A 12,063-nucleotide genomic window follows, 5' to 3' on the forward strand; every position below is an offset into this window, starting at 1 on the left:
ACGCGATGGACCTGAAGATCGCCGCCCGGATGATCGCCGCCCTCGCCATCGGCGCAGCCATGATTGCCGCCGTCGTTGCGCTGCGCGAGGTAGGCTCGGAGGACACCGCCCCCACCAGCCGCCTCCGTGATCCGGGCGGCGAGCCCGCAAATACCGAACTGGTTCGCTGCCGCGACCTGGGCATGGCGGCTGCCGACGATGCCACCTGCAAGGAGGTGTGGGCCGAGCATCGTCGGCGTTTCCTCGAAACGCGCAGGGAGCGCTCGCACCCGTGAACGATGTCGGCGTCATCGACCGCTTCCTGGGCACCTTCACCGCCTATATCGACTCCGGCTTCGGCCTGCTCGGCGGCGAGGTGGCGTTTCTCACCACCACGCTGATCGTCATCGACATCACGCTCGCCGGCCTGTTCTGGGCTTGGGGCGCGGACGAGGACGTGCTTCAGCGGCTGGTGAAGAAGACGCTCTATATCGGCTTCTTCGCCTTCATCATCGGCAACTTCAACGCGCTCGCCGGCATCGTCTTCGAGAGCTTCTCCGGCCTCGGCCTCCAGGCTGGCGGATCGTCGCTCTCCGGTTCCGAACTTCTCCAGCCAGGCCGCGTCGCCCAGGTCGGCATTGACGCCGGCAATCCGATCCTCGAGGCCGCCAGCGAGCTGATGGGCTATATCTCCTTCTTCGAGAACCTGATCCAGATCGTCGTGCTGATGACCGCTTGGGTGATCGTTTTGATCGCCTTCTTCGTTCTCGCCGTCCAGATCTTCGTCACGCTCATCGAGTTCAAGCTGACCACCTTGGCGGGATTCGTGCTGATCCCGTTCGCGCTCTTCGGCAAGACGGCCTTCCTCGCCGAAAAGGTGCTCGGCAATATCGTCGCCTCGGGTGTCAAGATCCTCGTGCTCGCCGTGATTGTCGGCATCGGCTCCGGCCTGTTCGGCGAGTTCACCTCGGGCTTTCCGGGCGAGCCGACCGTCACCGACGCCATGTCGCTGGCGCTCGGCGCGTTGGCGCTGATGGGTCTGTCCATCTTCGGTCTCGGCATCGCCACCGGCCTTATTTCCGGCGCCCCGCAGCTCGGCGCGGGCGCCGCCGTGGGCACCGGGCTCGCCGTCGCCGGTATGGGAGCGGCGGGCTACATGGGCGCGCGTGCGGGACTGAGTGGTGGTGCCGCTGCGATCGGAGCGGGCGGGCGCATGAGCGCGGCCGCCGCACGCGGCGGCGCGCATATGGCCGGCAGCACATCCACGGCCTACGGGCTCGCCGCCGCCACGTCCGGTCAGAGCGGCATGGGCGCCGTCGCCGCCGGACTGGGCGGTGTTGCAAGGGCCGGGGCCTCCGCCGCAGCCCAGCCCGCGCGGCAGGCGATGTCGCGTGCCGCCGGGGCCCTGCGCTCCAGCTATCGCTCCGGCCAGGCCGGCGCATGGACCGCGACAGGCGGTCAATCGCCCGGCGCCAGCATGGACGGGTCCAGTGGCGGCACCGCTGCCGCCCCCTCGTCGGAGCAACCGGCCTGGGCCGCCCGCATGAAGCGTGGCCAGACCATGAGCCACGGCGCGACCGCCGCTGCCCACGCAGTCCGGTCCGGCGACCACGGCGGCGGCTCCATGAATGTCTCACTCGATCAGGATGACCGCAGATGAACCCCTTCAAAAGACCATCAGTGCGCTACGCACGCACGCCTGAACCCGAGACCCCTTACCAGAAGGCGACCCAGGCCTGGGACGAGCGCATCGGCTCCGCCCGTATGCAGGCGAGGAACTGGCGGCTTATGGCGTTTGGCTCGCTGCTGCTGGCCGGCGGCTTCGCCGCCGCACTCGTCTGGCAGTCGACGCGCGGAACCATCGTGCCCTGGGTCGTGCAGGTCGACAAGTTCGGCGAGGCGCAGGCCGTGGCCTCGGCCTTTGCCGACTACGAACCTACCGATCCGCAGATCGCATGGCATCTCGCCCGCTTCATCGAGCAGGTCCGTTCGATCCCCGCCGACCCGATCATCGTGCGCCAGAACTGGTTGCGCGCCTACGAATACACGACCGATCGCGGCGCCATCGCGCTCAACGACTATGCCCGTTCGAACGACCCGTTCACCAAGGTCGGAAAGCAGCAGATCGCCGTCGAGATTTCCTCGGTGATCCGCGCCTCGCCAGACTCCTTCCGCATCGCCTGGACCGAGCGGGCCTACGAGAACGGCCAACTCTCCGGGACCGAGCGCTGGACCGCCATCCTGACCGTGGTGATCCAGCAACCCCGCACTGCCGAACGCCTCAGAGCGAACCCGCTTGGCGTCTACGTCAACGCAATCAACTGGTCAAAGGAGATGGGATCATGAGGGGGGAAAACAGGAAAGGCACTTCCGCTTTGCTGGCCACGCTGGTGTCCGCGGCAGCGCTCGCTGGCTGCGCGAAGAATTATATCCCGCCGGAGATCGATTATGATAACGCGGCACCTGCCATGCTGACGGTCGATCCGCCCGGCCCGGTGAAGGTCGTGGAATTGCCTAAACCCTTACCGCTGCCAGGCCAGTTGAAGCCCGTCGACGGAGTGGAGGAGAACCCCGAGCCTCCCGATCCCAAGGCCCGTGTCACGCAAGCCAACAAGGCAGCGCGCGTGCAGCCTGTCCGCGATGGCTTCATCAATGCCGTTCAGGTCTATCCCTTCTCGCCCGGCGCTCTCTATCAGGTCTATGCCGCGCCGGGTCAGATCACGGACATCGCGCTCCAGCCTGGCGAGCAGCTTGTCGGCTCCGGCCCGGTCGCGGCCGGCGACACGGTGCGCTGGATCATCGGCGACACCGAAAGTGGGGCAGGGGACCGCAGGCAGATTCATATCCTGGTGAAACCAATACGGCCCGACCTTCAGACCAACCTCATCATCAACACTGATCGGCGCACCTACCACATGGAGCTGCGCTCCACGCCCTCGACCTATATGGCTTCGGTCTCGTGGCAATATCCACAGGACCAGCTAATTGCGCTACGCCGGCAGAACGCAAGAGCGACCGCCGCGCGGCCCGTCGCGACCGGCGTCGACATCTCGAAGCTTAACTTCCGCTACCGCATCGAGGGAGACTTGGCACCCTGGAAACCGTTGCGCGCCTTCGACGACGGCTCGAAGGTCTACATCGAGTTCCCGGCCGGCATCGGCCAGGGAGAGATGCCCCCGCTCTTCGTCATCGGCCCGTCGGGCAATTCCGAGTTGGTCAACTACCGTTCCCGCCAGAACTACTATGTTGTGGATCGGCTGTTTGCAGCGGCCGAACTGCGCCTTGGCGACAAGTCTTCCGAAAAGCGCGTGCGGATCGTGCGCACCGATGGGCGTAGATCGGCGCGCAGCGCGGGGCTGTTCCGATGACAGATGCTCAGAATCCATCTCCCGGCGGCGACATTCGCGCCAAGCTGCGCCTGCGGCCCGAGCCGCCCCGCGTCACGCGGCTCTCTCGCAAAATGCTGGTCGGACTTGGCGGCGTCAGCGCCGTCGCGATTCTCGGTGCGCTGGTCTGGGCGCTCGATTCGAGCCGCCACGGCAGCGAGCAGCCTGCGGAACTCTACAGCACCGAGAATCGCTCGACGGCGGACGGTTTGCAGAACCTGCCGCGCGACTACACCGGCCTGCCGCGTCCGGACGTTCCGGAGCTGGGGCCGGCGCTGCCCGGCGATCTCGGCCGGCCGATCCGCCGTGCGCAGGAGCGAGGCCAGCCCGTCGCGCCGCCCGCCATCGAGACGCCAGGCGCCGACCCGGAGGAACAGCGCCGCCTTGCCGAGATCGAGGCCGCCCGTGTGGCAAGGCTGTTTACCGACAGCCGTGGAGAACGCACTGCCGGCGGCGAGGCCGTCGTGGCGAGATCGGGCGACGATCCGGCGGCGGGCCTGCCGCTTTCGGCGGAGCCGCCGCCGACCGATCCGGGATCTGTGCAGAATATGCAGGACCGAAAGCTCGCCTTCGTCAATGCCGAGACCGACCGACGCACCGTCAGCCCCGACCGCGTCCAGGAGAAGGCCTCGCCCTATGTTCTGCAGGCTGGTGCCGTCATCCCCGCCGCGTTGATCACCGGCATCAATTCCGATCTGCCCGGCCAGATCACAGCACAGGTGACGAGTCATGTCTACGACAGTCCGACGGGAACGTATCTCCTCATCCCGCAGGGCGCACGGCTGATCGGCCAATATGACAGTCAAGTCGCTTTCGGTCAGCGTCGCGTCCTTCTCGTCTGGAACCGGATTGTCATGCCAGACGGCACCTCCATCGTGCTGGAGCGGCTACCCGGCGCCGACACGCAAGGCTTCTCCGGCCTGGAGGACGAGGTGGACTACCACTGGGGCCAGATTTTCCGCGCTGCGGTTCTTTCGACACTGCTCGGCGTCGGGACGGAACTCTCCAGCGACGATGAGAGCGACATCGCCCGCGCCATCCGCGAAAGTACCCAGGATTCCGCCTCCGACATCGGGCAGCAGATCGTGCGTCGCCAGCTCAATATCCAGCCAACGCTCACGGTGCGTCCCGGCTTCCCGGTGCGCGTGGTCGTGGGCCGGGATTTGGTCATGCAGCCCTACGGAACCGCGAGGGAACCATCATGACAAAGCTGAGACTATCCACCATTCCCGATGACAGGCCGGTCAAGATCACTGTCGAACTGCCGGCGCCAGTGTTCAGGGACTTGCAGACTTATGCCGAAATCCTCACTCGTACTACCGGCGAGAAGATTCCGCTCGATCCCGCTAAGCTTGTTGTACCAATGGTCCAGCGATTCATGGCAACCGATAAGGGATTCGCCAAGGCAAAGCGCACCATTCCGGTGACGATCAAGGGAGCAGTTTGATCCATGTCGGCCGTTTACGTCGACTTTTGCAACGGCCCGAAGGCAGAAGATATTGCCGCAGGCCACGCTGGAGATCTCGGTTGCGAAGCGCTTCACATCGAACCCAGTGCGGTCCCTTCTTGCGACGGGACTCAGGTTAAGTGACGAGGTTCGCCATCAGCATTGGATGCTCACGTTCCGTGCTTCGAAAGCCGCATAGATTGCATTGTGGAGACTGGTAGCGAAATGAGCGGCTGTCTGATTGCGGCCCATTTTTGCGTATGGCGCGCCGGTCTAGGAGCTTCAGCTCAGCTCTACCAACAGACGTTTGGCCACCTGCAAATCTGCAGTGTCAAAACCTTCCATGAAAAGATCATAGACCTGTGAAAGTGTTTGGCGAGCTTCCTCGTTCCGACCTTGATAAGACCGAAGCCGTGCCAGGCTTGTTGCGGTTCGCAAACGCCAGGACAGTGATGCCTGTCGATCCGCCAAGGCAAGGGACTGTTCAAGGCATTTTTCCCCCTCCGCCCAATCTCCAGCCATTATGAGGACATCACCACGAACACGTATCAACTCTGGTAAGTTGAAGGCCGTGCCATGAGCTGCCACCTTCCCAATGGCGTCATCTATAATTGACAGTGCCTGATCGAAGTGCTTCCTAGAGGCGAGAGCTTGCGCCAATGTGCAGCGGAAGCCGGAAGTATAAAGTTCGTAGCGCTCTCTTTTTAGGCTCCGGAGAGCTTCTCTCAGGATTTTGATTCCGCCATCCAGTTTCTCTTCGGCTATCAACGTCTCGCCTTTTATGCCGAGACCGACCGCGCGATACGGCGCCAGCGAATGCCTTTCTGCCTCGTCGATCAGCCTTTCAGTGTGGGTCGCCGCGGCAGCCCAGTTTCCTGTCCACTGGAAAACTGATATGGCCCAGATCAATGCGATGCAGAAAGTGACGACGTCCTGACGCGGAGCAAGCTCTTTCGCAACACCGTCGGCCATAGCTTCTGCCGCATCTGGATGCCCCTGTAGCCAAAGTGCTCGCGCTATCGCAATCTGAGGACTGCGATGGAATGCGAAGTGGCTTGCTCCGACCTGCCCTGCGGGCGAAGCATAGTGAGTGCATGCTTCCAGATGAGCTTGAGCGGCCGCTTGATCGCCAAGCAGATGATAGGACACACCCAAGAGAACATTCGCCGCAGAGACAGCAATAGGGTCACGCAAATCTGCAGAGATTTGTTCCGCGCGCTCAGCGATCGGAAGAAGCTTGTCAAACTCTCCCGTCCTCCGAAAATACATGTGCAATCGGCTAAGAAGCCTGAACTGTGCGAACGGGTCTTCGAGCTTCTCGGCAATGGTTAGGCCTCTTTCAAGGGCTGTCTGAACCCGGTCGTCGTTGCCTTCGCAAAACATCATTGCGTGCCCCAAAGAAGCCTGCAACTCTAGTTCGCACTTCGTTCCACGCTCGCTGCTTTCGAGGGCTGCAATCGCACGCTCTGCCCAGGAACGGCATTCCGCCACTAGTGACAGCTCAATGAACAGTGCAGTCGCGGCAGCCGCAAGAGCCAAGCTGAGATCGCGATCTCCGTCAGCCGAGAAGCACAGTTCCAGCGCCGCACGGACGTCCCCCAGCAGAGCCTTTCGAGCTTGGCGATAACTGGCAAGCAACTCCCCGGATGAAGCATCGGCTGTTCGGCCGAGAAACGAGATGCAAAAGCGAGCATGTCTTCGAAGAGTGTCTGTTTCCTCACCGCTCGCCACCAGTTTGTTCCGGGCATAGGTGCGGGTAGTATCGAGCAGCCTATATCGGTTCGCACTATCGTCTAGCTGATGAAGGACGAGTGACTTGTCAGCAAGGAGTTCCAGGATTGCAATGACTTGGACATCATCAATCTCGGTGTCCGACGCCACGGCTTGGGCCGCTTCAAGGGAGAAACCGCCCACGAACACGGACACCCGCCTGAGCACCCGCTGCTCTGGTTCGCTGATAAGATTGTAGCTCCAATCCAACATAGCGTGCAGCGTCTGGTGGCGCGGCGATGCAGTGCGTGACCCTTTCCACTGCAACTGCAACCGATTATCGAGAAGAGCTGCTGTTTGATCCAGCCCGAGTACTCCCGTTCGCCTTGCCGCAAGCTCCAGTGCAAGTGCTATGCCCTCGAGACTGCGGCTGATTTCGGCAACCACTGATGCATTCTCTTCGGTAAGCTTAAAAGCCGGCCCGCTGGCATAGGCCCGCTCCACAAAGAAGCGAGTCGCAGAGAACGTGAGGAGATCTCGTCGACAGTGAACATTTTGCCCTTTGGCGGCACATCCAAAGGCGGAAGACGGTACACGTACTCGCCATCGACGCGTAGTTGTTCTCTGCTCGTGACGAGTACCCTCACTTCTGAAGCCTCGCGGACGAGGTGGTCGGACAGTTGTGCCACTGCATCAATCACGTGTTCACAGCTATCGAAAACGATCAGCATTCTCCTCCGGTTGAAAAATTGAACCAGACTTTCCGTAGGATCGTCTGATTGAACCATCAGCCCCGCTGTGCTTGCGAGCGCGCTGGGTACGAGATCCGGGCGGACGAGCGATCCGAGATCGACAAATAGGACTGCGCCATCAAAATCCACCTGCTGCGCATAGGCAACAGCAACGGCGACGGTTGTCTTGCCGATCCCGCCGGGGCCATGCAAGGTTACAATCGGTGCCTTCTGGATGAGTTCCGAAACGGTGGAGATCACTGCGTCGCGGCCGATAATGTGAGTCAGAGGACGAGGAAGAATGCAGGAGACGGCGTCTGTGCCGTTGGAACCAGCCATTCCATTACTTCGGCTGAGGGACCCCACGAAACTATATCCGCGCCCTGGAATATTGGCGATATACTTATTCTCTTCAACTGTATCGCCGAGTGCTTTGCGAAGGCTTACCATATGAACGCGAAGACTGCTTTCCTCGACAACAAGGTTTGGCCAAGCACGAGCAATTAGATCTCTGCTCGTTACCACCTCTCCCGGCTTCTCCACGAGTGCAACGAGGATGTCGAAAGCCCGACTGCCGATTTTGATCGGCGTCCCATCCCTCTCGATAAGCCTTTTCGAGGGGGTCAATTGAAAAGGGCCGAAAGAGAGGCTGAAATCGGAAAGGTTGGTTTCGGAACGCATTTTTTCGCTGGTCTTCGAAAAACTTAGAGTACAGTATTGCTACCATTTTCACAAATTCACTATTGCACACTTCAGCGACAGATATTCAAAGGTTGAGGGGTGGGGATCCTATGTCGGCGACCAGCGTGCAGATCAGCGGCGAAGGCCCTGTAAATGTTGGAGGATTTCGATATGTCCTCTGGGTATTGATGTTCACTTGCGCCCTCAATTTCCTCGACCGCCAAATCGTCAATATCCTCGCAGAACCGATAAAGGGTGAGTTTGATCTCACAGACCTGCAGCTCGGGTTATTGACCGGCTTCGCGTTTGCCGCCTTTCACGCCTTGCTGAGCATTCCAATCGCCCGTTTCGCAGATCGGACAAACCGATCGTTCGTGATTGCGGGATCGATGGGCATCTGGAGTTTGGCAACCGCTGCTTGCGGCTTGGCAGCATCTTTCTCTCAGCTTTTGATAGCCCGGATGTTTGTCGGCTTGGGAGAGGCTGGTGGTATAGCTCCTGCACACGCGCTTATTGCGGACTACGCGCCGAAGGAAAAGCGGGCTAGAGCTTTGGCATTCTATTCGATCGGAATCCCGCTCGGCGGCCTTTTGGGAATGGCTATGGGAGGCTTGGTAATGGATGCTTACGGTTGGCGGACGGCTTTCTTTATCGCTGGTGTACCCGGTCTGCTCCTCGCTCCGTTGCTCGCTGTCACCGTAAGGGATCCCAGAATCCTGAAAATGGCGGCCAATCCACCTGTACCACCTATACCGTTCAGGAAAGCGCTAAGCGAAATGCTGTCGAAGAAAGCATTCCTGCTCGTAACCGTAGCAGGTGCAATCCAGATGTTGGTCGGTTTCGGCCAGGCAGCGTTTATCGCTTCGTTCTTCTTCAGAGTTCACGGGGCCGCACTGTCCAACATTGCGTCAAGTATTGGCACTATTCTTGGTGTGGCTTTCGGCGCGGCCGCGTTTCTCGGGCTCGCTTTAGGATTGTGTCGAGGCGTGACGGGCATTGCCGGCATGTTAATTGGGGGACAGGTGACTGATCGGATCGCCGGGCAAGGATATAGAGCCTACACGACGATTCCGGCTCTCATCGCCTTGCTGCGAGTTCCAATTATAGTCGCTGCGCTCTTGGTGGACGATGTTCTCTTGGCCCTTGCGCTGATTGCTGCTCAATGGTTTTTCTCCGGGGTCGGAACCATCGGCGGCTTTGCCGCCATCCAAGGCCTTGTACATCCTAGATCGCGTGCAACGGCTGCAGCTGTCTATGCTCTTGGGATCAATCTGATCGGCCTGGGCGTGGGGCCGTTGGTGGTGGGGATGCTGAGTGACCTCATCGCGTCTGACGGACGGGGCCCGGCCGAAGGCCTGAGGTGGGCGCTGGTAATTTCAAGCGGTCTCTTGATTCCGGTCTCGCTCCTGTATTGGGCGGCCCGAGATCTAATCTCGCAGGAGAGCGTTAGTTAAGAACTGCCGTTCAGTGCTCTGCAGCAGTCCTGTTTTTAAGGTGCTGCCCCGGCCCAATGGTGTTTCTTGCGGAGAGTTTTACCCGTCATCCGTTGCCGTGGAAGCTGACATGCTTCCCTGTACAAGTCCCGCAAGCAATCGGTAACTTTTCATATAGATGCCGCGAATTCTCTGGAACTGCTCGAGACAGTGGTCTCAAACTTTGATCCTTCCGTTGCGGCGAGGCTTTCGTTTGACACTTCGCCACGGCCGATGGGACGGCAACAAAGCTTAACACGCTTTCACAGACCTAAACTCGATTAGCTCAATCAGGTAGCGCAACGTGCATCATCATTGCCGGAAAAAGGAGGCAACTGACGATGTACGTGTCTTCTTACCAAGCCCGAGCGCTTCTCGAAAGCGCGGAGGCCAAAGCGCGAGAGTTGGAGGTGCCGGTCAATATCGTTGTTCTCGATGCAGGAGGCCATTTGAAGGCCTTTCATCGCATGGACGGCGCTGTACTGGCATCCATCGATATCGCTATGCGCAAGGCCAAGACCGCTGCGCTGTTTGAATGCAATAGCGAGGATATCTGGGAATTCTGCAAGCCCGGCGCCGCGGCTCCCGGTCTCGAACTCACCAACGGGGGGCTTGCCCCTTATGGCGGTGGGATAGCTCTCAAATGTCCAAATGGAGTTACTGCTGGGGCGGTCGGTGTTTCCGGCGGCAGCATTCAGCAGGACATGGAAATCGCTCAGGCGGCCCTCGCTACTTTCGAGGCAATGCTTGGTTGATGCCCGGGTTTCATAAACAGAAGGAAACGTGAAATGACCAAAACCATCCTTATCACCGGTGCCGGTTCGGGCTTCGGCAAAGGTGCAGCCATCGGCATGGCCAGGAACGGCCATAGCATTATCGCAACCACCCATGTCTCATCCCAGGTCACGCCGTTGCGCGAAGAAGCCGCAGTGCTCGGGCTGAAGAACTTCCGTGTAGAACGCCTCGACCTCTTTGATCCCTACGATATTAAGCAGGCACAAAGCTGGGACTTCGACGTGCTCTGGAACAATGCCGGCATGGGCGAAGCAGGTCCGGTCTGGGAAATTCCAGTCGATCTCGTCCGCAAAAACTACGAAGTCAATGTCTTTCTGCCACTGATCCTAACGCAGGGGGTCGTTCAGAAATGGGTACGTGAAGGCAAGAAGGGCAAGGTGGTATTCACCTCATCCATGGGCGGTCTCTTCACGCCAGCCAATTGGGGCACCTATGTCTCGACCAAGCATGCGCTGGAAGCCTTTGCCGAGGCCATGCAGCAGGAACTGCATCCTTATGGCATCAAGATCCAGACCGTCAATCCAGGTGCCTACTACACCGGCTACAACGAGACAATGGCCGACAACCCCTTCCGTTGGCTTGATGACAGCAAGAACTTCACTAAGCGCGCCGACCTCCGAAAGGGCTTCGATGACTTCTTCGCCACGCCCGACGGCAAGATGGATCCGAAGGAAATGATCGACCGGATGATCGAGATCGTCCCGGCTGACACCGGCAAGTTTCGCAATGTGGTTCCGAGAAAAATCGAGGACATGCTGAAGCGACATCAGCTCGCAGCCTGGGAAAACCAGATCTGATAGCGAGCAAACGAGGTCCCCGGAGCGGCTCTTCCTCCCCGCCGCTCAACCTGCCCCGGGGGACATGTCACCATCAGTTCCCCGGGGCCTTTTCTAAGGACGCCTTCAGAATTCCCCCGTCAGCTCCAATCGCTGGCCGGAACATCGCGACAATCGCTGCAACCTGGCGACCGCGAGCTCACAGGTGCATCTGAGAACTCATCTGTGCGTTGCTTCCCCCGCCTCGGTTCACAAGGTCACGGACGAGGCGTTGGAAGAAAATGTCCGAGCGACCGTGGCCAATTCCAGGTACCTCGTGCTCAGCCGTCTCCCGGAGCGGCCCATACTGCAGTGACTGAAATAGTCGCGCTACAGGTCTGCTCGACCGCTTCGTGATATCCGGTGCTAACACCTAGGTATGATTTCGGACGCGACAGGCTTGTGCCACGAGTGCGGGCTAGTGCTCTGCCCGTGTGTCTAACGGCGCCTAGCAACAGAAAGGATGCCGCGTGGCAGCAGAAGTTTTGATTTCTATTATTGACGACGACCTGTCCCTGCAAGTCGCCCTCGTTAGGCTGATCCGCTCGCTTGGGTATAATGCGCGAGGCTTCGCATCTGCAGAAGAGTTCCTTGAATCAGGCGTTATCGCAGACTGCTCATGTGTCATTACGGACATTCAGATGCCGGGCATGAGCGGCATCGATTTAAAGCGCGTCATGGAGGAGCGCGGATCCAACGTACCCGTCATCATGATCACGGCGCGCACAGAGTCCAGCATCGAAGTGGACGCTCTTGCAAGTGGCGCCCTCTGCTTTCTGCGGAAGCCTATTGACACGAAAGTTTTCATCGATTGCGTGACGCGGGCGCTGAAGGCATAGGGGCGTTGCCCTATGCACCTGCTGTGATCAGTTAGCTCGGCTCAAGCGCTGTTTCGATTTCGGGGTCCTCATTCGAAGGCGATGAAAGTCGCTCGTGGAGACGGTGAGCCTTGCGGCTAGGTGGGGGCAGACGCATGACGCTACGCTGCCAACGCCATGCTACCAGAGGAACCACGACAATTTTGCGCCGAACTGCTACGCTCACCGC

12 protein-coding genes are annotated in these 12,063 nt (G+C 59.9%); 10 read left to right on the plus strand and 2 right to left on the minus strand.

What is annotated here, in order from left to right; genetic code table 11:
• Positions 1-5 precede the first annotated feature (5 nt).
• From trbK-alt to C5748_RS12910, 6 genes are read left to right on the plus strand one after another with little or no spacing between them, the layout of a single operon-like run.
• Positions 6-275, plus strand: a complete 270-nt coding sequence (gene trbK-alt / locus C5748_RS12885) for a putative entry exclusion protein TrbK-alt (RefSeq protein ID WP_105742337.1) — start codon at positions 6-8, stop codon at positions 273-275.
• Complete coding sequence (gene trbL, locus C5748_RS12890; protein ID WP_105742338.1) at positions 272-1,639, plus strand: P-type conjugative transfer protein TrbL; 1,368 nt, start codon at positions 272-274, stop codon at positions 1,637-1,639. The genes trbK-alt and trbL overlap by 4 nt, the downstream gene beginning before the upstream one ends.
• Entirely contained in the window at positions 1,636-2,325 is a 690-nt protein-coding gene (gene trbF, locus C5748_RS12895) for a conjugal transfer protein TrbF (RefSeq protein ID WP_105742339.1), read from the plus strand. Before trbL ends, trbF begins: the two co-directional genes overlap by 4 nt.
• Positions 2,322-3,347 (plus strand): P-type conjugative transfer protein TrbG, encoded by a 1,026-nt coding sequence (gene trbG / locus C5748_RS12900; protein ID WP_105742340.1) that lies wholly within the window; start codon positions 2,322-2,324, stop codon positions 3,345-3,347. Before trbF ends, trbG begins: the two co-directional genes overlap by 4 nt.
• Complete coding sequence (locus C5748_RS12905; protein WP_105742341.1) at positions 3,344-4,570, plus strand: TraB/TrbI/VirB10 family type IV secretion system protein; 1,227 nt, start codon at positions 3,344-3,346, stop codon at positions 4,568-4,570. Before trbG ends, C5748_RS12905 begins: the two co-directional genes overlap by 4 nt.
• Positions 4,567-4,812: a DUF2274 domain-containing protein gene (locus C5748_RS12910; RefSeq protein ID WP_105742342.1), complete on the plus strand. Its 246-nt coding sequence runs from the start codon at positions 4,567-4,569 to the stop codon at positions 4,810-4,812. The genes C5748_RS12905 and C5748_RS12910 overlap by 4 nt, the downstream gene beginning before the upstream one ends.
• 282 nt (positions 4,813-5,094) lie before the next feature.
• Here C5748_RS12910 and C5748_RS12915 read toward each other — a convergent pair whose 3' ends face one another.
• The gene (locus tag C5748_RS12915) at positions 5,095-6,969 is read right to left on the minus strand and encodes an ATP-binding protein (protein WP_105742343.1); all 1,875 of its coding nucleotides are present in this window, start codon (positions 6,967-6,969) and stop codon (positions 5,095-5,097) included.
• Positions 6,933-7,934, minus strand: coding sequence for an ATP-binding protein (locus C5748_RS12920; protein WP_105742344.1), 1,002 nt, complete (start codon positions 7,932-7,934; stop codon positions 6,933-6,935). Before C5748_RS12920 ends, C5748_RS12915 begins: the two co-directional genes overlap by 37 nt.
• 110 nt (positions 7,935-8,044) lie before the next feature.
• On the opposite strand from C5748_RS12920, the gene C5748_RS12925 reads away from it, so the two are divergent.
• From C5748_RS12925 to C5748_RS12940, 4 genes are all read left to right on the plus strand, one after another.
• Positions 8,045-9,388: a spinster family MFS transporter gene (locus tag C5748_RS12925; RefSeq protein WP_105742345.1), complete on the plus strand. Its 1,344-nt coding sequence runs from the start codon at positions 8,045-8,047 to the stop codon at positions 9,386-9,388.
• A gap of 359 nt (positions 9,389-9,747) precedes the next feature.
• On the plus strand, positions 9,748-10,161 hold the full coding sequence (locus C5748_RS12930; RefSeq protein ID WP_105742346.1) for a GlcG/HbpS family heme-binding protein: 414 nt from the start codon (positions 9,748-9,750) through the stop codon (positions 10,159-10,161).
• Positions 10,162-10,194: 33 nt separating this feature from the next.
• The gene (locus tag C5748_RS12935; protein ID WP_105742347.1) at positions 10,195-10,998 is read left to right on the plus strand and encodes an SDR family oxidoreductase; all 804 of its coding nucleotides are present in this window, start codon (positions 10,195-10,197) and stop codon (positions 10,996-10,998) included.
• 488 nt (positions 10,999-11,486) lie between these two features.
• Entirely contained in the window at positions 11,487-11,855 is a 369-nt protein-coding gene (locus C5748_RS12940) for a response regulator transcription factor (RefSeq protein WP_245429074.1), read from the plus strand.
• Positions 11,856-12,063: the final 208 nt, after the last annotated feature.

Origin of the sequence: Phyllobacterium phragmitis (assembly GCF_002980495.1) — a bacterium.
GTDB lineage: Bacteria > Pseudomonadota > Alphaproteobacteria > Rhizobiales > Rhizobiaceae > Paramesorhizobium > Paramesorhizobium phragmitis.

Excerpts from the sequence above, each read along its gene's own strand:
- trbK-alt (WP_105742337.1), top strand. The coding sequence starts at position 6 with ATGGACCTGAAGATCGCCGCCCGGATGATCGCCGCCCTCGCCATCGGC.
- trbF (WP_105742339.1), top strand. The coding sequence starts at position 1,636 with ATGAACCCCTTCAAAAGACCATCAGTGCGCTACGCACGCACGCCTGAA.
- trbG (WP_105742340.1), top strand. The coding sequence starts at position 2,322 with ATGAGGGGGGAAAACAGGAAAGGCACTTCCGCTTTGCTGGCCACGCTG.
- C5748_RS12905 (WP_105742341.1), top strand. The coding sequence starts at position 3,344 with ATGACAGATGCTCAGAATCCATCTCCCGGCGGCGACATTCGCGCCAAG.
- C5748_RS12910 (WP_105742342.1), top strand. The coding sequence starts at position 4,567 with ATGACAAAGCTGAGACTATCCACCATTCCCGATGACAGGCCGGTCAAG.
- C5748_RS12920 (WP_105742344.1), bottom strand. The coding sequence starts at position 7,934 with ATGCGTTCCGAAACCAACCTTTCCGATTTCAGCCTCTCTTTCGGCCCT.
- C5748_RS12925 (WP_105742345.1), top strand. The coding sequence starts at position 8,045 with ATGTCGGCGACCAGCGTGCAGATCAGCGGCGAAGGCCCTGTAAATGTT.
- C5748_RS12930 (WP_105742346.1), top strand. The coding sequence starts at position 9,748 with ATGTACGTGTCTTCTTACCAAGCCCGAGCGCTTCTCGAAAGCGCGGAG.
- C5748_RS12935 (WP_105742347.1), top strand. The coding sequence starts at position 10,195 with ATGACCAAAACCATCCTTATCACCGGTGCCGGTTCGGGCTTCGGCAAA.